The sequence below is a fragment of the Epilithonimonas mollis genome (assembly GCF_900142325.1).
Taxonomy (GTDB): Bacteria; Bacteroidota; Bacteroidia; order Flavobacteriales; family Weeksellaceae; genus Epilithonimonas; species Epilithonimonas mollis.
Window position 1 is genome coordinate 319,645 of sequence record NZ_FRAM01000002.1, and the last position, 22,001, is coordinate 341,645.

A 22,001-nucleotide genomic window follows, 5' to 3' on the forward strand; every position below is an offset into this window, starting at 1 on the left:
ATAATGATAATTATTATGATAATGTTGATACTGATAAATTACATTATCAGATGCTTTTCTTTTTTCTTCAAAATTCGATTTGTATATTTATAGACTAAACTAATAATTATAAATTTTTCAAATCTACATATGAGTATACGATTACAGTCTATAAGAATAAAAGGATTTCGAGGTTTTAAAAATATCGAAGTTGATTTTGAAAATGCAACTGTTTTTGTGGGAACAAACAATTCCGGCAAAACCACAATATTAAAAGCTTTACAATTAGCATTAACAAATACTCATTTTATTTCGAACGATGATTTCTGTTATATGGATGATGAAATAGATGATACAATAATCATTGACATTCTCTTTGTACCGATATCTCCCGATGATAGAGTCTCTAGCGAATTCACTGAAGATTGGGCAGACGTTTTTAAAACTGACAGAATTGGGATAAGTTCTGAAGGAAACCAGATAATGGCTTTTCGGACAATTATTAAAGAACACAATAAAACTTTTAGAAAAAAACAGTACTATATAGATCAATGGGAGGAATATTTTGATGATGGTGCTCACTGGTTCGATCATCAGTATGAAAATGAATTGAGTTTTTATTTCGATGAAATTCCTTTTTTTTATCTCGATGCTAATAGAGATATTTTAGATGATATAAAATCTAAATCTTCATATTTAGGACGCATATTATCTTCTCTAGAATTTACACCAGCAGACAAAATAAAAATTGAAAGATTAATTTCTGAGTTAAACGATGCAACTATTGGAAGTTCTGATATCTTATCAAATTTGCAAGAGACATTAGAGGAGTTAGATACTGCAATGGATAATCCTAATAATTCGGTGCAATTGACTCCATTCACAAAAAAGGTTCGAGATTTAAATAAGGGTATTCGAATAAATTATTCAGAATTTTCAATGGATTATCACGGTATGGGTACAAGAAGTTGGTCTTCAATGTTAGTGCTTAAATCGTTCTTAAATTTAAGTCAAAATTTTTACTTAGATAATGATAAACCCTATTTCCCAATATTGGCGATAGAAGAGCCTGAATCCCATCTGCATCCGAATGCCCAGAAAAAATTGTATTCACAAATTAAAAATATGACTGGTCAAAAAGTTATTTCAACCCATTCTAATTATATTGCTTCAAATGCCGAATTAAAAGAGGTTCGATCTATCACTAAGCTAGGTGAAAATACTAAAGTGGGAAAATTAATTATTGATGATTTCGATTCTGAGCAATTGAGACAAATTCAGCGACAGGTAATTAACACAAGAGGAGAATTATATTTTTCTAAGGTTGTTGTATTATTTGAAGGAGAAACAGAGGAACAAGCTCTTCCGATATTAGTAAGTAAATATTTTGGTTTCGATTATGTTGAATTAGGGGTTAATTTTGTAGGTGTTGGTGGTTATACAAAATACCTTCCATTTATAAGATTTTGTGAATCGTTTAATATTGAATATTTTATTTTTAGTGATAATGAACCAGATGTTAATACAGATGTTTTAAGGCAAATTTCAAATTCTAAAAGAAACGACCCAACTAAAGTTACTTTTGTTACTGCTGGTAATGATTTTGAAAAAGAATTGTGCACTACTGGCTATCTTGACGAAGTAAAGTTAGCATATCATAAAATAGAGTTAGAAAAATGTTCAAATGATCAACATAGGGCAGCAAAACAAATACAATTAAATAATATCGCTGATACAGATTATTATGATCTCATTACAAATATGAAAACTCAATTCGCTCCAATAATTGCAGATCAATTGTTGATATCTGAGAAACTCTTACCTTCAAAAGTAATTGAATTATTTAATAAAATAAACCTAATTTTAAATCCTGCCACAAATGCATAAAATTAATTTATCAAAGAAACAATCAGAAATTGTAAATTTAAAAGAAGGTGCTTTTTTAATCGAAGCAAGTGCAGGTAGCGGAAAAACCAGAGTATTGACAGAGCGTGTTAAACAGCTTCTAAATCATAATTCTTCGAAGATTTTAGCGATAACATTTACCAATAAGGCTAGTGAGGAATTAAAAGATAGACTTTCTTTAGATACTATTAAAAACAACAATGTTTTTGTAGGTACATTTCACTCTTTTTGTCAATCAATATTGGAAGCTAGATTTAAACTTTTAGGATTTCAAAAAATGCCACATATTTTTGAAGATGAAAGTGATAGAATTGAAATTGTGGAAGATGTAATAAAATCGATCCCCTATTTCACACCGCTGTATAAAGAAATGGACTCAAAGGAAAGATCTTCATATAAATCTAGAGTGCTAAGTTTTATTTCTGAAGTTAAAAGAGAGCTCGCTGAGCCTGAAGAGTTAATCACTGACGACGGTGAAGAACATTTCTTAATGCTTTACAATGAATACCAAGATAATCTAAGGTCTAATAATGCAATAGATTTTGATGACTTAATTTTATTGATTTACAAACTATTTATAAATAATGAAGCTGCTCGTAGTCTTTATTCGAAGGCATATAATTATATTTTTATTGATGAGGGGCAAGACTTAAATAAAGCTCAATACTATTTGTTGAAATCATTGTGTAGTAAAGTTATCAATAATATAATGATTGTCGGAGATCCTAATCAATCTATTTATGGGTTCAATGGATCAGCACCAAAGTATATGCAAACCTTATTTGTTGAGGACTTCAAAGCAAAGAAAATTACTTTAGATGAAAACTATAGATGCTCAAAAAAAGTAATTGAGGCTGCTAATAAATTAATGGACTTAAATGTTGAGGCTGTAAATCACGTAATAGAAGGTAAATTTGAAATTCAGCGTAGCTCCAATGAATTAGATGAAGCAAAATTTGTTGTAAGTAAAATTAAGGAATTGATAAATGAGAAACTACATTCTGATATTGAAGGAGAAATTGATTACACTAAGATTGCAATTCTGGGAAGAAATAGATTTGTATTTAAACATATTGAAGAAGAACTGATTAGTAGTGAAATACCGTATTATTTTAAATCAGGAAATAATGGAGTGAAGTTTGAAACAACTTTTATGAAGGTTTTTGATAATTACTTTAGAATTAAAATTAATCCATCCGATAAAATCCATACAAGAAAACTTAAAAGTTTGTTGAAGATTGATGATTTTGATGATGAATATCAAATTGAACTCTCAAAATATAGTTTTTTCTCGTTTGTTAAAAATATTGTAGATCATTTGACCGGAGATAATATGAAAGGTTCAATAAAACAGATTGAAAATTTTATTAAAGAAAATAATTTATTCAATGAAGAAGATCAACTTCAAATTGCAAATGAGGTAGAAGGTTTTAAGAATCTTTGGAAGACATATTCAATTAATAATTTAAAACCAACACTTACTGGCTTTAAAAATGCAATTTCGTTAGGAACGGTTTTAAAGAATGTGAAGGAAGATGGTGTATGTATTAGCACTGTACATACAATGAAAGGACAAGAATCTGAAATTGTATTTCTTATTGGTTTAGATGATGGTACTTTTCCCTACTACTTAGCCATTGAAAAGGGCGGAGAAGAATTAAATCAAGAAAAAAATAATTTGTATGTCGCTTTTACCAGAGCAAAAAGGTTTCTTTATCTCTCATATCCAGCAATAAGAAAAATGCCTTGGGGTGATAATAAGTCAAGATCAATTTCTAGATTTTTGAAAGTATTTATTAAACAATAAAAATACATTCGGACAACTTGATAAATTTGACTTTAGTTTATTATATACTAATTACTTAATTTAAAAAAAAGGCTCAACTTGACGTTGAGCCTTCCATATAAAAATGAAAAAGTAATTATCCCGAATTACTTATATTTTATCTATTGATATGATTTTGAAGTCTGTTCATCATTTCGTCCTTTTCTTTCAACATTCGCTCATATAATGCGATTTTTTCTTCGTGAAGCTGGATGATTTTTTCAATAGGGTTATAATTGTTAACAATTACACCTGTTGCGTTATCATTAAATGTACTTGCTATAATGTTAACAGCCTGTTCTTCATCAAAATTTTGAAATGCTTCAACAGGAATTTTTAAAGTCTTAGAAATTGCTTTTAATAGATTTTCGTCTATCACATCCTTCTGTTCAAGCAAAGAAATTTTCTTTTGATTCCAATCATCACCCAAATCAAGAGCTAAAGCTTCTTGTTTGATACCTAGCATCTCTCTAAAGCGTTTTACATTTCTTCCCTGATGTATTTTCTGTTCCATAGCGGTTATCAAATTTAAAGGCTTAAAGATAAAGCCATTTCTATTAAATCGTCTGAATTGTAAAGTTAAAAAATTATCCTGTAAGATATCAATTTCACTAGATATAATATCCAATTTCTGTATTGATTATCCACTTTTGATGATAGTAATTCGTATCAATAAAAATATAATTATTATGAAAAATAAAAAAATAGACTTTGAAGCTGAGTTCTGGGACAGTCATCAAAAGCATTCTTGTTTGACATTGATAGATGCATTTTTTCAAATGGATTTTCTGTCCGCTGTAAGAGAAAGACTAAATGACGTGATTAATTACTCAACGAAATGCGAAGTCCTGATGAAGAATGATCCTTCGCTCATCTTTCATTATTACCTCTGTATGCGCTCATTTATTAGGGCAAGTTATGTATTACAATTCAAAGCAAAAAGATGGAAAGTGAAACGTCCCCCAAAGTTTCCATCCAGATTACTTCAAGGTTCGCTTTCGGATGAAGAATATAGAAATCCATTTCTTGTTTTTGAGAAAGCTTTCAAAGAATTTACTTTGCAGGAATTTGAGTATTTCAATACGCAGATTGTTTATTTTTCATTAGGTGCATATTCTGATGAACCCGAAGCAAATATCATTACTCTTTTTATCCATCTTAATAAAATGCTTGATTCAGCACAAATCATTCGTGAAAGAGGCTTAAAGAAAATAAAAGATAAAAAACCCACGTCCTCAGAATAATTTATCCCTTGAAAGCATTAGATACCTGACAATTACTGAGCAACTTTATTTCACTAAAAATTTTAATATGAGAGATAAAGAAAAAACGATCGGAAGAATCATAGACTCGATGGAAAAGGTTAATGTAACTTTTAAATTGTTGTCAGACGAGAGGCAGATAGATGAACTTAATAAAGGCATTTATATACTTATGGATAAATTGGGAAGTGAAGACATAAATGTACTTTTTGACCGATATCCTAAATTGATACAAAAGTATAGTATCAAAGAAATGTTTTCAGGAAACGTTGAAATTCCAAATATTGACCCACATAGTTTAAAGATTGCGGGATTACTTACCTGCGTGCAATTTTTGGTCTCAGGTTTTACAGATTTTATAGATGAATTTGGCAATAGCCTTCCTTTGAAGGAAACTGAAAATAGTAATTCATATCAAGCCGAAAACTATATCATTAGTTCAATTCCTTTGGATGATTATTTAAAAGAACTTTTTCTTAGTGTACTTTCTGTTATTGGCGAAGAATACTACCAAAAATTCCTTGAGAAGATTGGAAATACAGATTTTACTATCAATGATATTCTGAAACTTGAGAAAGATAAAGAATTGCATGAGCATATTGATTTAATGATGTGGTTCTCCTTAATCCGTGTCTTTCTTGAGGCTATTTACTTCTACTTTAATATCGAAAATCACAACTCAAAAATGTAATAAAATGAAAACTTCAAATCAACTTTCATTCTCAAAACTCGAAAACGAATTTTTAGAAGATGCTATCAAACAGCTTAGCCGAGATTACATTATCATTCAGATCTTTTATAATAAAGGTGTACATTCTCAGGATTCCCATCTAATTATACATTTGGAAAACAAAAATGATATTGATAAGCTAAAACAAAAACACTGGATTAAAAAAGTCTACTCTGAACATAAAGTACACATACATTTTTTTTACAATACTCAACTCCATCAAAAGTTTGATTCAGGACATCCCTTTGTCGAATTTTACTGCAAACCATCAGCCTTGATCTATCAAAATGAGCAGTTTGGAAATCACCTTTTGATTGACAGAAATTGGAAGAAGTTTAATAAAAAGTTTGAAAATTATAAGGAAATATTTTACCACGATCACAATATATTGCTGTCTCAAACCCGTGAATTTATTAAGAATGAATCGTTTGTAAGTGTTTTTCTCAGCTACGAAAAGGTCATTAGGTATGATTTGGAATATCTGGAAAACCTATATACAGGATCTTCTTCTGATTCAAACAACCTGCACGAGCGTATCTATCATTTAATACAATACGCACCTGAGATTCAAAAATATTTTGTAAAACAAAATAGCAAGGAGTATCATCTGATCAGTTTATTCGAGAAAGCAAGAAGGTCAGCTCGTGAGGATGAACTTATGTATGACAACGAATTCTTTGAAGCCATTAGTATTGCAGAAGAAAGTCTTTTCAATATGATAGAAATACGTTTAGACCAATTGAAAAAACAGATCAAAAAATCACCTCGTGACATTGCGGTATCATATGAAATATCAAGTGTTTTGGCGGATCACAATGATAAAATTCTCGATAAGGCAGTGGGAATCATTATAAAGTTGGAAAATACAGAAGAGGTTTATCTGTTTCATAGAGCCATCTATGGAAAAAATATCATCTATTATCTGCTTATAATCGCTCCTAACGTGAGTAATGAAAGACTAAGAGAGAAACAATATTATCTTAAAAGTAAAGCTGGGAAACAATATGATTTTGTACTTATCAGCCACGACCGCAATTGGATTCAGCAACACCTATACAAGTATCAAAATTTCTTTGCAAATATTATACAAGGTAAAAACAGGATTTATGCTTCAAATCCTTATCATCCCGAGCCACATTGGGAATTTCCCCATCATCAGCATCAAGACTTGGATTGCTATTACAAATCAGCAAAAGGCAATGGCTTGCAGTTTTTGAGTATGGTTGGGAACGAAAACGAAAACCATCAGGGAGTACCATATCTTTTCGCTCTATTCTTCCTTTCGTTTTGCAGAACCTACATTTTTGTCAAGCTTTGCTATATGCCCAATTATTTGTCCTTTCAAGCATTGTGGCATCTATGTTTGTATGCCAATCCCGATATGAAACGCCATCAAGATTTGTTTGATGGATTCCTGCTTAAACTTATCCCCACTTTGGAATATCATAAGATTCTGCGCCATAAGTTTACTTGTCTTGATAAGGAAGTAGTGGATCAAATGAAAATTCTTGTGGAAAAGCTGATGAATGAACTTGATGAATTGGTCAAAAAAGAAGGATTTTTGAAAAATTTACAGCTGAACTACATATGTAGTAATTGAATGTAAAAATCGGTGGCAGTGATCACCGATTTTCAATTTTCAGGAATCATATAAGTCAGCTCAAACTGACCATAGATTTAATTATACACAAAAAGAGGTGAAAATAATGGGAGAGACAGAAAAGGATGTGTAAAATTGCGTTAAGAAGTAGCTTAAATCTTCTCTATTTGAATATTATGGTATCAAGTGATCAACAAAACATACAACTGAAGGTGTAAAAAAATAAGAACTTAATAGTAAGCCCGTAAATAGTGTTATAGTGGATTTTAATTTTAAAATCAATGCTTTTGCTTTGTATTAAAGTATTCCTTACCTTCGTAATCGAAGACAAAGTCTCTCGCACTGCGAGGGGCTTTTTTTGTGGCATATATCAAGATATTTTGGTTTAAAAGAGTTTTTTAACGGGTGTCGATATCTTGCAGAACAGACGGTATTGCGAAAATTTATCTTCACTTTATAAATAGTGCATCACAACTTTATTTAAAGTTATGAAATAATCTGTAAAGCCTTTATTAATATGAATTACAGAGAAGTGATAATTTATGTCCTTTCAGAAAATATTTTGACTTTGGAAGTTTGAGCATTGATTTTTTTTAGAGGAGCTGGAGGAATTTAGCAAACTTACTTTTAGTAAGGTCAAAGATAGCAAAGAGAAATTAATCAAAAAGGCAAAAGGTTAAATAGGCTTGTATTTTAGTGCTGGCAGTTTTCCGGATGAAAACCCTGAGCAATAAAATTGTTTAAAAAAGTTTTCTCCAAAAATGATCTTTTCAACGGAGAAATTATCAGTTATGAATTCTCTGAGAGACCTGTTTTTGCACAGGTTGTGAATATGCTGAAAAAGAGTTTTAGAAAAATAAAGAATACGGAAAACATCATTCTTCACTCGGATCAGGGTTGGCAATATCAGATGAAAGCCTATCAGCACCTGTTAAAAGAAAAAGGAATGATCCAGAGTATGTCCCGAAAAGGAAACTGTCTGGATAATGCAATCATCGAAAACTTCTTCGGAACATTAAAATCTGAGATGTTTTACACAAGAAAATTTAAAACTATCGAGGAATTGAAAAAAGAAATAAAAAAGTATATCAATTATTACAATCATGACCGAATAAGGCTTAATATTAAAGGAAAGAGTCCGGTACAGTACCGAAATCTTTCCTTTAATAATATTGTTTAATTTTGTCTAAACTTTTGGCTGCAGTCTAACAGAGCAGCTTTTCATTTTTTAACTGATGAAGAATATATAATAAAATACACTTCAATTGCTGAAAGGGCAATCAGTCAGGATGGATTTTTGATTATCGGAACATTCTCTGATAAAGGCCCGACCAAATGTAGCGGATTTGAAATAAAGCAATATACAGACAAATCACTGAAAGATGCTTTTAAGGATTCTTTTAAGCAATTTAGTTTTCAATATATCGACCATTCCACTCCTTTTAATACAGTTCAGAATTTTTTATTTTGTACATTTCAAAGAAAATAAAATAGCAGATGTTCGATTTCAGATTGAAAGTATTTCTTGCCGTAGCAAAAAGGCTCAACTTCACCAAGGCCTCGGAAGAACTTTACATTACACAGCCTGCCGTTACGAAGCATATCAAAGAGATTGAAAACTATTTCAAGGTTAAACTTTTTGACAGAAACGGAACAAAGATAAAACTAACGCCAGCCGGAGAAACTTTGCTTCAGTATGCGGAACAAGTGTTTGCCATCTACCAAAATATGGAATTTGAACTGAATGCTTTTACTCAAAATAAAGCAGGAGCGATACGTATTGGTGCAAGTACTACCGTTGCACAATATCTGCTGCCTCTTATATTGGCTGCATTTCATCACAAGTTCGGCAGTATAAAAGTGCAGTTGGTTACCGGAAACACAGAACAGATTGAGCAAGCTTTGCAAAATAAAAATATCGACCTTGGAATTATTGAAGGTAGATCAAGAAATACAATATTTAAATATACTCCTTTCGTTAAAGATGAATTGGTACTTGTTGGAAAATCAGGACATCCTCTATCAAAAAAATTATCTGTAAAAATAGAAGATATAATAAAGTATAGTTTTCTTTTACGTGAACCGGGTTCCGGAACCTTGGAAGTCATTGCACACGCCCTTAAACAAGCTGGTATAAAAATAAGTGATCTCAACTTGGAGATGCAGTTGGACAGTTCGGAGAGCATCAAAATGTATTTACTCAATTCTGAAGCTTTGGCTTTTCTTTCCATATATTCCATTTTCAAAGAACTTAAAAATAACGAATGTACCGTGGTGGATGTGAAAGGGCTTACTGTCGAGAGGGAATTCAATTTCATTCGAACGCAGGGTGAAGGTGAAAGTCTTTCCGATTTATTTATAAAATTCGCACTTAGCTATAACTTTAAGTAATGACAGATTATTTATTTTGATTTCTTTTTCACTGATGATATGATGAATTTTGTACTATAAAATTAAAGAATCATATTATGCAAGATCATCAAAATAACACAGAAAAAAAGTCTTTACGAAGATTCTTAGAAAAAAGCATTACAGCCAGAGAAGTTATTTTTTTCGTACTCGTTGTATTATGCCTCTCTCCTTTTGTATCCCCTCCTGTTGCTTTGCTTTTGGGACTCATCGTTGCACAGTTCATTGGTCATCCTTATCTGCACCTTAACCACAAGGCAACACATATCCTGTTGCAGGTCTCAGTCGTAGGATTAGGTTTTGGAATGAATGTAACCAGCGCAATGAAAGCGGGCAAGGAAGGGATAGTATTTACCATAGTTTCCATCATAGGAACACTGGTGATCGGATATTTGATGGGAAAATTTCTTAAGATCGACAAAAAGAGTTCCTATCTCATCTCTGCAGGAACAGCTATTTGCGGAGGCAGCGCCATTGCAGCCATTTCTCCTGTCATCAAAGCCGAAGAAAAGCAGATCTCAGTAGCATTGGGTACGGTTTTCATCCTTAACTCAGTTGCACTCTTTATTTTCCCAATGATCGGTCACGCATTGAATTTGTCTCAGACCCAATTTGGTTTATGGAGTGCCATTGCCATTCACGACACAAGTTCAGTAGTGGGAGCGGCAAGCAAATATGGAGCTCAGGCTTTGGAAGTGGCAACTACGGTGAAGTTAGCCCGCGCTTTATGGATCATTCCTGTGGCATTTCTGTCTACATTTCTTTTCAAAAACAAAGGCAGTAAAGTAAAGATCCCTTACTTCATAGGTTTATTTATTTTGGCTATGATCGCCAACACCTATATTCCCTTTGTGCAGAATTTCAGTCATTATCTTACAGGGATTGCCAAAGCAGGGCTGACCTTAACTTTATTTTTAATTGGCTGCGGTCTCAACAGAAAATTACTGATGAGCGTTGGTTTTAGACCTTTAATTCAGGGCGTTGTACTTTGGGGCATCATTTCTGCTGCTGCATTATGGGCGGTCACTTCTTTTGCCAGTTAAAGATTTATTGCTTAATGTATTTGAACAAATTAATATTATACTTTACTAAACAACAAATAATATGAAATCATTACGATTTAAAATCTCACTGATAGTTCTGAGCTTTACGATAAAAGCATTCGCACAAGTTCCATTCGATGGGGATATTAAAAATAATTCACTTGCAGTTAGCCCTGATGAAAAAATAGCGGTGGCATCTTACAGCGATTCTACAGAAATTAAAATTTATGACCTATCCAAAGCCGAGTTAAAAACCACCATCAAAGGCTTTGTTAATCCCAGAAATATTCTTTTCTCTCCGGATGGAAAGCTAATTTACATTACCGATAGTAGTCTTGGATATCTGATGGTTTATGATTCTGACAATTATCAGCTGATTAAAAAATACCCGGTTGGCTATGGTGCCTTTGGAACTGCTATCTCAAACGATGGAAAACAGCTGTTTATCAACAATGAAGCAGCCAATACGGTAACATTGGTCAATCCAGGAACATCTGAGGTCAAGAATATCATTACGGGCTTCCATCAGCCCAGACAGGGAGTAAAATTTAATCCTGATAACACAAAGCTCTATGTGACCAATTTTGGAAACGACCATATAACGATTGTTGATGTTAAAACGCTAAAAATAGATGGAGAAATGGAAGGCTTCAAAAAGATCCGGGCAATCTCGATCAGTAAAGACGGTAAAACCTTATATGCAGCGAACAGTGGAACAAATGAGCTGCTTATGGTGGACATAGCCGGCAAAAACATTATTCATCGTATTCAGGTTGGTAAGGACAATTATGGAGCAAGTCTGTCACCGGACGGAAAACTTGTGCTGAGTGGTAACAAGATCGATAATACTATTTCAGTGGTCGATGTTAAAACCAATAAGAATGTCCAAACTATCAAAGGTTTTAAAGAACCAAGACAAGCCATAGTTTTTTCAAAAAACGGGAAGTTCTTTTATGTATTGAACAACGATCTAAGCGTGGATAAGGTCAGTATGGCTAACTATAAGATCGTTCAGTCAATGAAATGATCAGGTGATAATAAATATTAATGTTTGAAATGGCAACAGAAATCTTACTGATCACTGAAGCAAAATCTTCTGATACAAAATCTTTTTACAAATGCAATACACCTTTGTACAGGTGCGTAAAGTCAGCCTTTGAAATGCAATTTGGTAACTTTGAAACTGATATTGATTTTTTAGCATTTTTTGAGGAAATAAAATGCAAAATTGAATATTTGGTGACTGAAGAAATTGACAGAAAGGATATGACAATCAGAAATAAACAACGTTCTGAAAATGTTGACTCGCTTTCGAAAAGATTAAGAACACACCGTCCCAAATGTATTATCATTATAATGAAAGATATTGAAAAATTTGTTTTAATGGCTATAGAAAGAGCAAAATTATCAGAAGTCTTATTTATCAAAAGTGTTCCATTCCCTGCAATGAGTGAAAGAAACAGAATCAATTGTGAGCTCGGAATAGCAGAAATTCTTAAAGACTATGTCTTAGGTCATTGATTTTTATTATCTTTGATTATTAAAAAAAAGGGAATGGTGTCTCCCTTACCCAACCGCCCTAAAAAGCTGATGGCGCCTGATTAAAATTGAATGTTCAACATTTAATCAGGATATATTATGCGTCATTATCAAAAATCTAAAGGGCAGAGATCGCTTATTAGAACAAAAGTATTTTTTAGAGCTTACCCAACCCTTCCCTATGTCATCAAATGGTTATTGATTAGCCTTATTCTTGGATCTTGCATCGGAACTGCGTCCGCATTATTTTTAGAAACATTAGGCTGGGTTACTGATTTTCGGGAAAATCACCTTTTGTTAATTGCCCTTCTTCCCATAGCCGGTTTCGTGATTGGATACATCTATCATCAATTCGGCAAAGAAGTAGAAGCCGGCAATAACCTATTGATCGATACCATTCACGACCCTAAAGAGATTATACCATTTCGTATGGCACCATTTGTTTATCTCGGTACACTCGCGACACATCTTTTTGGAGGATCTGCTGGAAGAGAAGGAACTGCAATACAAATGGCAGGATCTATTGCCGACCAATTTACAAAACCACTAAAACTCGATCCAAATGAAAGAAAAGTTCTGATCATCTCTGCCATTGCCGCAGGTTTTGCTTCTGTATTCGGAACACCGTTGGCTGGAACCATTTTTGGGTTAGAAGTCTTTTTGATTGGAAGACTTAAATATGATTCGATTTTTCCTGCATTTGCATCGGCAATCATCGCAGACTTGGTCACTAAACTTTGGAAAACCGGGCATACTCATTATCATATTCCGACCATTCCTGATTTTTCTTTTTTAAATGGTCTTTATGCAATTACTGCGGGTATAGCTTTCGGGCTATGTGCTGCTCTTTTCAGCAAAACCATTCATCAAGTAAGCAAAATTTTTAAAACAAAAATCTCTTATCCTCCATTAAGACCTTTGGTTGGAGGTATTTTAGTTGCAACCGCTGTTTGGACTTTAGGAACTACAAAATATATTGGGTTAGGAATTCCTACTATTGTTTCGTCTTTTGAACAGCAATTACCTGCCTACGATTTTGCATTAAAAATGATTTTCACCATTGTTACTTTAGCAGCAGGATTTAAAGGTGGTGAGGTTACCCCATTATTTTTTATCGGAGCTGCATTGGGAAATGCATTGGGCTATTTTATTCCGTTACCAAAAGGGCTTTTGGCAGGAATGGGCTTTGTATCGGTATTCGCAGGAGCCACCAATACACCGTTGGCTTGCAGTATGATGGCAATCGAACTTTTCGGGAGCGATTGCAGCGTTTATGTCGCTATTTCGTGCGTAGTTGCTTATTTATTTTCAGGACATAGCAGTATATATGGAAGACAGATGATTGGCGAACCTAAACACAACAGGTTTGGAAGTTATACAGGAAAAAGATTAAATGAACTTTAAAACTAAAACAATGCACACAGAAAATTTAGCCATCGTAAAAATATATTTCCGATACGGACAATCAGTAGCAGGGCAGAACTTTTGGAGAAGACTTTGGAATAATAATTTATGAGATTATCTTTTGAAAAAGGCCAAGCAAAGTTCTATCAAGCGAGCCAATATTTTTACTGCAAAAAGTGGATATTTAAACAGTGGTCATATCCCGCATAATAAAATCTTCCACAAGATATTCCATTATGATCACCAGTGCATATACAAGCATATGTTCATTCTAAAATTGACCAATATATTTTTTTAGGGAATCTTGATAGAGATGTTGATGCAGAACTTTATTTCCTCTTTAGAAAATCTTACAATAACCATTTGAACTCTAAATCCTTTTTTGACTAATCGCAACTAATTAATGAAAACTTAAAAAACGATAATACTATGAATAAAACATTACTAAAGAATCATGATAATTAATTCAATACTTGACTTTTTACCTTTAGTATTAAAGGAAAATAGTGATTTTAGCTTTTTTAGAGGGCACTCCAATAAAGATTATACTATTAAACCCTCAATAGGTAAAAATGAAAAAAAATTTAATGATTGGCTTTTAAACTTGATGGTGCCGAGGATATATCTGAAATGTATCACAAGTCAATTGGATTACAGCAATATGAATGGTGGGCTCTTTCAGAATTTAAAGCTAAAAAAGCCCCATTTCATAAAGAGCAATTAAATTATTTCGATTTAATGATATTAGCCCAGCATCACGGATTAAGAACAAGACTTTTAGATGTTACTACTAATCCTCTAGTAGCTTTATATTTTGCATGCGAAAATGATAAAACTGATGGACAATTAATTTGTTTCAGAAATCAGTGGTCTAAGCTTAGTACAATTAAAACCGGAGTGAATGATGAAATTCCTAACTACTTTGCAAAGGATATAAAAGGTTTTCTTCTTTTTATAAGAAGCATAGATAAATATACTATTGTAATACCAAGCCATTTAAACGAAAAGATTGTCTCTCAAAATGGATGTTTCATTATGTTCAAACAACCACTTTTAGAAATAAAACATGATGAAAACCTTTTTGAAATTGATATACCGAAAGATAAAAAACACGTGATAAGAAAAGAATTAAGAAAATTAGGATATTCAAGATCAAAGATTTATCCAGATTTGAACTCTAGTGCATCTAAAATTGATAATAGTTTATTTGAATAATTGATTAACTACTTGATTATAAAATCTCAAAAAACGATTGTCTAAATACTTCAAACATTCAGCAAATTTAGTTCTTCTAATAATATAACATAATCTTCATTATGTTAAATAGTAATGAGGAACTTACTAATGATTCAGGTATCCGAATCTCAGGCGTTATGCAACTAGTAGAATAGAGGTAAACTTGCATTGGAGATCTTGTTGATTAAGAAAATATCTAAATCTATAAATATAGATTATGCACTAGATTATTGAGAAAAAATAAGTGAAAAGGTTTTATAAAAAATTTTAAAATAGAACGAATTAAATATTAAAATTTCTTGCCCCCTTTTGTTCCCCCTTAAAATAAAAAACTCTCTGTTAACCGTAGTTACAGAGAGTTTTAAGTACCCCAGACGGGACTTGAACCCGTACATCCTTGCGGATACAGGATTTTAAGTCCTGCGTGTCTACCAATTCCACCACCAGGGCAAAGTAGAAATAGAGCGAAAAACGGGATTCGAACCCGCGACCCCAACCTTGGCAAGGTTGTGCTCTACCAGCTGAGCTATTTTCGCAAAAAAGATTTCTAAAATCATTTAGAAATCTCTGTTTTGTGCGGATGAAGGGACTCGAACCCCCACGCCTCACGGCACCAGATCCTAAGTCTGGCGTGGCTACCAATTACACCACATCCGCATTATAAGAACTTCTTTTCTTTTGTTTTGGTGAGTGCAAATATAGAGACTTTTCGGTTCTCTCCAAAATAATTTCAATTATTTTTTTATTTTTTTTCTGCCGGCATATTTTAGCAACATCGATACTTTTTATTACCTTTACAAACTTAAAAAATATTTCGATATATGGAATTAACAGGAACGATAAAGAAAATTTCTGATTTACAAACTTTTAACAGCGGGTTTCAAAAAAAAGAGATGGTGCTTTTGACAGAAGAGCAGTATCCGCAACCTATTAATATAGAATTTTTATCAGAGAAAGTTGATCTTCTGAATCAATATAAAGTTGGTGATAAAGTGAAAGTTCATATCAATATCAGAGGTAGAGAATGGACAAGTCCCCAAGGTGATGTGAAATATTTTAACTCCATCACAGCCTGGAGAATGGAAAAAGAAGGTTCAAGTGATTTTAATGAGCCAACTGAAGCAACACCATCTCAAAACGGACCGGCTACCGAGAACAGAAACGTTTTTGCTGAGGACGAAGACGATGACCTTCCTTTCTAAAAACTAGGAATAATTATCAAATAAATCTCCCTGCATTTTAGTTTAAAGTGCAGGGATTATTTTATACTATTAATTTATATCTGATGATTTGGCTTGATCCGGATGATATTTCTTTTCCTGACCCGGAATTTTATAACCCGGAAGACGGACTGATAGCGGCTGGCGGTGATCTGAGACCGGAGCGGCTGTGGTTTGCCTATCAGTTGGGATTGTTCCCTTGGTATAATGAGGGAGAAGAAATCCTCTGGTGGTGCCCTGATCCGAGGTTTGTTCTTTTTCCGGATGAAATTAAAATTTCAAAATCAATGAAGAAAATTCTTCGGGATGAGGTTTTTGAATTTACAGAAAATAAATGTTTTGAAGAAGTGATGCGTAACTGCAAAATAGCTGAGAGAAAAGGACAGGATGGAACCTGGATAAACGAAGATCTGATTGACTCATTCGTAAAGCTTCATCATTATGGCAAAGCCAAAAGCTTTGAAGCCTGGCAAAATGGAGTATTAGTGGGCGGTTTTTATGGCGTTCATGTTGGCAATGTATTTTGTGGAGAAAGCATGTTTTCCAAAGTTTCTAACGCTTCCAAAGCTGCGTTTATTCATTTTACAAAACTTTATCAAAAAAAATGGCAGCTTATTGACTGCCAGATTCATTCTGACCATCTTGAAAGCCTTGGTGCTAGGATGATAGCTAAAAAAGATTATCTCACCATTTTAAAACAACAGAAACCTTGAAAACTGAAAAACTGAAATGGATTCTCCTGATAGGCTTGTCCGTGATCTGGGGATCATCATTTATATTGATCAAAAAATCTCTGGAACATTTCAATCCATACGAAGTTGGTGCATTAAGAGTATTGATTTCGGGGCTTGTGCTGATGCCTTACGCAATTTCCAAAATAAAACAATTTCCGAGAAAACATCTGAAATGGCTTATTATAGCAGCAGTTTCGGGAAATTTTATTCCGATGTTTCTGTTTCCGCTCGCCGAAACACAAATCAGTAGCAGTATTGCAGGCATCATCAATTCGATGATGCCAATATTTGTAATTATTGTTGGCTCGCTGGTTTGGAAATTTTCAACATCCAGAAAGCAACTTCTTGGTGTGCTGATCAGTTTTTCCGGTGCCTGCATTCTTGCCTTGGGAGGTGGCGGCAGCGGCGAATTAAAAATTGTTCCGATCTTATTATTGCTTTTGGCAACATTAATGTATGCCATCAGTACAACGACAGTGAAATCCAGGCTTCATGAAGTTCCTGCGACCATTATGTCGGCTTTTGTATTTTCATTTGTCCTGATTTTGCCATCGTTGGTTGCGCTGTTGCTGTCCGGATTCTTCCGAGATTTTGAGATGAATAAGGGAACTTTGCAGGGACTTGGTTTTGTGGCAATGCTTTCTGTTTTCGGGACTGGTTTGGCAATGATGATGAATTATAAATTGCTTAGCATCTCTACACCGCTTTTTGCTTCTACGGTAACTTTGCTGATGCCTATTGTGGCAATTATTTGGGGAATTTTGGATGGAGAAAAACTAACGGTCGTACAATCGGTTGGTGCATTAATTATTCTTGCCGGGTTGATTTTTCTTAGAAGCAAGCCGAAGTCTTAGATTTTTAGAAGATTTATGTCAGATATTCTAAGCCATAGCCCTGATGGGAACGGCATCCTTTTTTTTGGTTTGGAAAAGCTTAGGCAAAAAAAGATATAGTGGACAGCAGGTTCCCGGCTCCTAAAAAGAAACGCTGCTTCAATAAGTGAGGCAGCGTTTCAGGAATATTAAGGTCTTTGTTACTTGGTGTGATTCATTGCATTGGCATCAATATTAACGCCCAATCCCTGCGCCACTCTCATTCCTAATTCTATATTCGCACGGAAGAAATGACAAAGCTGGCGGTTGATAATCTCATCTCGTTTTGGTCCGTCTATGCCGCTCATATGTCCCACGATATTATTCACTAAAGCTGTTCTGGCTTCCTGATTCAGAGCTTTTGTATAAAACAATCCCGGCTGTGTGTAATGGTCATCATCATTTTGATTTCTGTCATAATTGGCAACGTGTGTGTTGTCCAGATCATATTCTAAGGATTTGTATGAGCTGTCCGGCTCTATATCACTGAAGCTGTTTGGATAATAATTTGGTTTGTCACCATAATTGGAATCATCTGCCATAGCGCCGCCTCTTTGGAAATTGTCTACGGCAAACGGACATCTGTTCACTTCCAGCTGATGAGAATTGACTCCGACTCTGTATCTGTGCGCATCGGCATAAGAAAATAATCTGCCCTGAAGCATCTTGTCCGGAGAAAAACTGATGCCATCAACCAAATGGCTTGGCGCAAAAGCAGATTGTTCAACGTGCACAAAATAGTTTCTCGGTATTTCATTCAGTTCCATTACACCGACTTCCTGCAACGGGAATTCGTCCTGAAACCAGACTTTTGTTACATCAAAAGGATTCCAGCGCCACTCTTTGGCTTGCTGTTCGGTCATTGTCTGGATGTACAGTTTCCATTTTGGGAAATTTCCGGCTTCAATTTCATTGACTAGATCTTCCTGAGCAAAATCCGGATTTTCACCTTTCATTTTGGTTGCATCTGCATCTGAAAAATTCTTGATGCCTTGCTGTGTTTTGAAATGAAACTTAACCCAGGTTCTCTCATTTTTATCATTAATCATAGAAAAAGTATGAGATCCGAATCCGTGCATATGTCTGTATCCGTGAGGCGTTCCTCTGTCCGACATCAGAATCAGAACCTGATGTAGTGATTCCGGATTGAGTGACCAAAAATCCCACATCATTGTTTTGCTTTTCAGGTTGGTTTTCGGGACACGTTTCTGAGTGTGAATAAAATCCGGGAATTTTTTAGCATCTTTAATAAAGAAAACAGGCGTGTTATTCCCCACCAGATCCCAGTTTCCGTCTTCGGTGTAGAATTTTAAAGCAAAACCTCTAGGATCTCTTTCTGTGTCAGCACTTCCCATTTCTCCACCCACTGTTGAGAATCTTGCGAACATTCTGCAGGAATTGCCTACTTTGGAAAACAGTTTTGCCCTGGTGTATTGGCTGATGTCGTGCGTCACGGTAAAAGTACCATATGCGCCGGAACCTTTGGCGTGTACAATTCTCTCAGGAATTCTTTCTCTGACAAAATGAGCAAGGTTTTCCTGTAGAATAAAATCCTGTAACAAAACCGGGCCTCTCGGTCCAACAGTTTGAGAATCCTGATGCTCATAATAAGGTGAGCCAACGGCGTTTGTGAGTTTTTTTCTGTTTTCCATATTTTAGATTTTATGATTTAATTCATTGTTGATTATGCTAAATTCGATAAAAAAAGCTATTTATGAAACAAATTAATAATTATATTTGTAATAGATAAAATTAATTACAAAGTCGTGAATATACAACAGCTCGAATATCTGATTGCAGTAGATAAATATAAACATTTTGGAAAAGCTGCACAAGCCTGTTTTATTACCCAGCCAACTTTGAGCGCTATGATTCAGAAGTTCGAAGATGAGCTGGATGTCAAGATTTTTGACAGAACTACGCATCCCATCAGAACTACGGATGCCGGCGCAGAGATCATCAAGGAAGCCCAGAAAGTAATCGATTCCGTGATGGAACTCAAGAACAAAGCCAATTTTCTGAATAATATTCTGGCAGGAAAACTAAATCTTGGGATTATTCCGACAGTTTCAAGTTATATATTGCCGAATGAAATTTTTTCTTTCCTTAATAAAAACCCTCAGATTGATCTGAATATCAAGGAAATGACCACAGAAAGTATCATCAAATCCTTAAAATCTGGAGAATTAGATGCGGGAATTATTTCCACGCCTTATGCTGCGGCAGACGAGTTTTATCAGGATTTTCTTTTTAATGAAGAGTTAATGCTTTATTCCGCTAATGATTCCGAAGGTGCAAAAAAAGATTGTTTTGTAGTTCCTGAAGATATTGATGTAGACAAAGTGTGGCTGTTAGAAGAAGGTAATTGTCTGAGAACCCAATTCGAGAATATCTGTCATCTGAAAGAAAATTCTTTGAAACCCGGTAATCTGGAGTTTTTGGCTTCTAATATCAATACACTAATCCAGATGGTGGATAAAGTAGGCGGAATCACGATCCTTCCCGAAATGGGAGTTGAGCAGCTTGCAGTTGAACAAAAGAAAAAAGTCTCGAGATTTATCAAGCCTTTTCCCTACCGAGAAATCAGCCTGATTTACTACAAGCCAACTTACAAACAGAAAATTATTGATGAGTTGATTTCTGAGATCCGTGTTTCTATGGAAAAACGACTTAATTACTACAAAGATTCTGAAAATTACGTTAGTATTAAACCTGAGTAAATTCATATCCGTTTAGTAGGAATTGATTTTGAAATCTGAATTTTTGTATGTATTTTTGCGGTCGATTTTGAATAACGGAGGAGAACTTTGACTGATTGCAACCTCAATAAAAAATGCTAAAACAGAATTTTCTTTTTTAGTTCCTTTTGCAATCCGTATTTTTCAGCCTCAAAAATTAAAAATATAAAAGGAATAATATGTCTTATTTATTTACGTCCGAATCAGTTTCAGAAGGACACCCGGATAAAATTGCGGATCAGATTTCTGATGCGCTTATCGATCATTTCTTAGCATATGACAAAAATTCAAAGGTAGCCTGCGAAACACTGGTTACAACAGGTCAGGTCGTTTTGGCTGGTGAAGTAAAATCAGAAGCATACCTGGACGTTCAGCACATTGCAAGAGAGGTGATCAATAAAATTGGTTACACCAAAAGCGAATACATGTTCAACGGTGATTCCTGCGGTGTGATCTCAGCAATCCACGAGCAATCTCCGGATATCAACCAAGGTGTTGACAGAACGCTGGATGAAACGGATTTTGAAACCCGAGCCAATGCGCAGGGTGCAGGTGATCAGGGAATGATGTTTGGCTATGCCACCAACGAGACCGAAAATTATATGCCGCTTGCGTTGGATCTTGCACATCAGATTCTTAAGGAACTGGCCAATCTGAGAAGAGAAGGCAATGCCATACCTTATCTTCGTCCCGATGCCAAGTCTCAGGTAACTATCGAGTATTCTGATGATCATAAACCAATTAGGATCGACAGTATCGTAGTTTCTACTCAGCATGATGATTTTGGGAGCGAAGAAGCGATGCTTGCTAAAATCAAAAAAGATATTATCGAAATATTAATTCCGAAAGTGAAGGCTGCTCAGAAGCCTGAAATCCAGGAGCTTTTTGATGGTGATATCAAGTACCATATCAACCCGACCGGGAAGTTTGTAATTGGTGGCCCTCATGGTGATACAGGTCTCACAGGGAGAAAAATCATCGTAGATACTTATGGTGGGAAAGGTGCACACGGTGGTGGTGCTTTTTCCGGGAAAGACCCTTCAAAAGTTGACAGAAGTGCAGCTTATGCAACCAGACATATTGCGAAAAATCTTGTCGCTGCGGGTGTTGCCGATGAGGTTTTGGTTCAGGTTTCTTATGCTATTGGAGTAGCAGAACCTTGCGGACTTTATATTAATACTTACGGAACATCGAAGCTGGGAATTAATGATGGCGAATTGGCGAAGAAAGTTCAGGAATTATTTGACCTAAGACCTTATGCTGTAGAGAAAAATCTTAAACTTAGAAATCCTATTTATATAGAAACTGCGGCTTACGGACATATGGGAAAAGATTATTATGTGGGCGATAAAACCTTTAACAAAGGACAGAAAAACGAATTAACTCTGAAAGATCTTGAATTCTTCACTTGGGAGAAACTGGATCGGGTAGAGGATATCAGAAAAGAATTCGGGCTGTAAAACCAGAATTTTTTAGAAATCTTGAAACTGCTTTGTCTTTGATAA

Annotated in this window: 18 protein-coding genes, 3 tRNA genes, 1 pseudogene and 1 riboswitch; of the genes and pseudogenes, 17 read left to right on the forward strand and 5 right to left on the reverse strand. The window is 34.5% G+C overall.

Annotation, left to right across the window (positions count from 1 at the left end; translation table 11 throughout):
• The first annotated feature begins 129 nt into the window (after window positions 1-129).
• Window positions 130-1,866, forward strand: a complete 1,737-nt coding sequence (locus BUA97_RS08905) for an ATP-dependent nuclease (protein ID WP_072997505.1) — start codon at window positions 130-132, stop codon at window positions 1,864-1,866.
• Window positions 1,859-3,691 carry an ATP-dependent helicase gene (locus BUA97_RS08910; RefSeq protein WP_072997506.1) on the forward strand — a complete coding sequence of 611 codons (1,833 nt, stop codon included), beginning with the start codon at window positions 1,859-1,861 and terminating at the stop codon, window positions 3,689-3,691. The genes BUA97_RS08905 and BUA97_RS08910 overlap by 8 nt, the downstream gene beginning before the upstream one ends.
• A gap of 136 nt (window positions 3,692-3,827) precedes the next feature.
• On the opposite strand, the gene BUA97_RS08915 is transcribed toward BUA97_RS08910, so the two are convergent.
• Entirely contained in the window at window positions 3,828-4,223 is a 396-nt protein-coding gene (locus tag BUA97_RS08915; protein ID WP_072997507.1) for a helix-turn-helix domain-containing protein, read from the reverse strand.
• Window positions 4,224-4,398: 175 nt separating this feature from the next.
• Between BUA97_RS08915 and BUA97_RS08920 the strand changes: the two genes are divergently transcribed.
• The 10 genes and pseudogenes from BUA97_RS08920 (at window position 4,399) to BUA97_RS08965 (ending at window position 14,911) form a co-directional block, all read left to right on the forward strand.
• On the forward strand, window positions 4,399-4,953 hold the full coding sequence (locus tag BUA97_RS08920; RefSeq protein WP_084081296.1) for a hypothetical protein: 555 nt from the start codon (window positions 4,399-4,401) through the stop codon (window positions 4,951-4,953).
• A 67-nt stretch (window positions 4,954-5,020) separates the two neighbouring features.
• The gene (locus BUA97_RS08925; protein WP_072997509.1) at window positions 5,021-5,662 is read left to right on the forward strand and encodes a hypothetical protein; all 642 of its coding nucleotides are present in this window, start codon (window positions 5,021-5,023) and stop codon (window positions 5,660-5,662) included.
• A 4-nt stretch (window positions 5,663-5,666) separates the two neighbouring features.
• On the forward strand, window positions 5,667-7,301 hold the full coding sequence (locus tag BUA97_RS08930) for a hypothetical protein (protein WP_072997510.1): 1,635 nt from the start codon (window positions 5,667-5,669) through the stop codon (window positions 7,299-7,301).
• A 763-nt stretch (window positions 7,302-8,064) separates the two neighbouring features.
• Window positions 8,065-8,481, forward strand: a pseudogene (locus BUA97_RS08935) (IS3 family transposase); the annotation flags it as partial.
• 317 nt (window positions 8,482-8,798) lie between these two features.
• Complete coding sequence (locus tag BUA97_RS08940; protein ID WP_072997511.1) at window positions 8,799-9,692, forward strand: LysR family transcriptional regulator; 894 nt, start codon at window positions 8,799-8,801, stop codon at window positions 9,690-9,692.
• 77 nt (window positions 9,693-9,769) lie between these two features.
• Window positions 9,770-10,753 carry a YeiH family protein gene (locus BUA97_RS08945; RefSeq protein ID WP_072997512.1) on the forward strand — a complete coding sequence of 328 codons (984 nt, stop codon included), beginning with the start codon at window positions 9,770-9,772 and terminating at the stop codon, window positions 10,751-10,753.
• Window positions 10,754-10,814: 61 nt separating this feature from the next.
• The gene (locus tag BUA97_RS08950) at window positions 10,815-11,780 is read left to right on the forward strand and encodes a WD40 repeat domain-containing protein (RefSeq protein WP_072997513.1); all 966 of its coding nucleotides are present in this window, start codon (window positions 10,815-10,817) and stop codon (window positions 11,778-11,780) included.
• A gap of 29 nt (window positions 11,781-11,809) precedes the next feature.
• On the forward strand, window positions 11,810-12,274 hold the full coding sequence (locus BUA97_RS08955) for a hypothetical protein (protein WP_072997514.1): 465 nt from the start codon (window positions 11,810-11,812) through the stop codon (window positions 12,272-12,274).
• A gap of 20 nt (window positions 12,275-12,294) precedes the next feature.
• Window positions 12,295-12,360: riboswitch (Fluoride riboswitch) on the forward strand.
• Between the two features lie 31 nt (window positions 12,361-12,391).
• Window positions 12,392-13,696, forward strand: a complete 1,305-nt coding sequence (locus tag BUA97_RS08960; RefSeq protein ID WP_175546187.1) for a voltage-gated chloride channel family protein — start codon at window positions 12,392-12,394, stop codon at window positions 13,694-13,696.
• 591 nt (window positions 13,697-14,287) lie between these two features.
• Window positions 14,288-14,911 carry an FRG domain-containing protein gene (locus BUA97_RS08965; protein ID WP_072997515.1) on the forward strand — a complete coding sequence of 208 codons (624 nt, stop codon included), beginning with the start codon at window positions 14,288-14,290 and terminating at the stop codon, window positions 14,909-14,911.
• 387 nt (window positions 14,912-15,298) lie between these two features.
• Here BUA97_RS08965 and BUA97_RS08970 read toward each other — a convergent pair.
• From BUA97_RS08970 to BUA97_RS08980, 3 genes are all read right to left on the reverse strand, one after another.
• Window positions 15,299-15,382, reverse strand: a tRNA-Leu gene (locus BUA97_RS08970).
• 13 nt (window positions 15,383-15,395) lie between these two features.
• A tRNA-Gly gene (locus tag BUA97_RS08975) sits at window positions 15,396-15,468 on the reverse strand.
• Between the two features lie 39 nt (window positions 15,469-15,507).
• Window positions 15,508-15,589 (reverse strand) — tRNA-Leu (locus BUA97_RS08980).
• Between the two features lie 164 nt (window positions 15,590-15,753).
• On the opposite strand from BUA97_RS08980, the gene BUA97_RS08985 reads away from it, so the two are divergent.
• The 3 genes from BUA97_RS08985 (at window position 15,754) to BUA97_RS08995 (ending at window position 17,740) form a co-directional block, all read left to right on the forward strand.
• Window positions 15,754-16,134: a DUF3127 domain-containing protein gene (locus BUA97_RS08985; protein WP_072997516.1), complete on the forward strand. Its 381-nt coding sequence runs from the start codon at window positions 15,754-15,756 to the stop codon at window positions 16,132-16,134.
• Between the two features lie 83 nt (window positions 16,135-16,217).
• A complete protein-coding gene (gene aat / locus BUA97_RS08990) occupies window positions 16,218-16,865 on the forward strand; it encodes a leucyl/phenylalanyl-tRNA--protein transferase (RefSeq protein ID WP_072997517.1) in 648 nt (215 codons plus the stop codon).
• Window positions 16,862-17,740 carry a DMT family transporter gene (locus tag BUA97_RS08995; RefSeq protein WP_072997518.1) on the forward strand — a complete coding sequence of 293 codons (879 nt, stop codon included), beginning with the start codon at window positions 16,862-16,864 and terminating at the stop codon, window positions 17,738-17,740. The genes aat and BUA97_RS08995 overlap by 4 nt, the downstream gene beginning before the upstream one ends.
• A 179-nt stretch (window positions 17,741-17,919) precedes the next feature.
• Here BUA97_RS08995 and BUA97_RS09000 read toward each other — a convergent pair whose 3' ends face one another.
• Entirely contained in the window at window positions 17,920-19,410 is a 1,491-nt protein-coding gene (locus BUA97_RS09000) for a catalase (protein WP_072997519.1), read from the reverse strand.
• Window positions 19,411-19,524: 114 nt separating this feature from the next.
• On the opposite strand from BUA97_RS09000, the gene BUA97_RS09005 reads away from it, so the two are divergent.
• Together BUA97_RS09005 and metK are read left to right on the forward strand one after the other, a co-directional pair.
• Window positions 19,525-20,478, forward strand: a complete 954-nt coding sequence (locus BUA97_RS09005; protein ID WP_072997520.1) for a hydrogen peroxide-inducible genes activator — start codon at window positions 19,525-19,527, stop codon at window positions 20,476-20,478.
• Window positions 20,479-20,675: 197 nt separating this feature from the next.
• Window positions 20,676-21,956 (forward strand): methionine adenosyltransferase, encoded by a 1,281-nt coding sequence (metK, locus tag BUA97_RS09010; protein WP_072997521.1) that lies wholly within the window; start codon window positions 20,676-20,678, stop codon window positions 21,954-21,956.
• Window positions 21,957-22,001 lie beyond the last annotated feature (45 nt).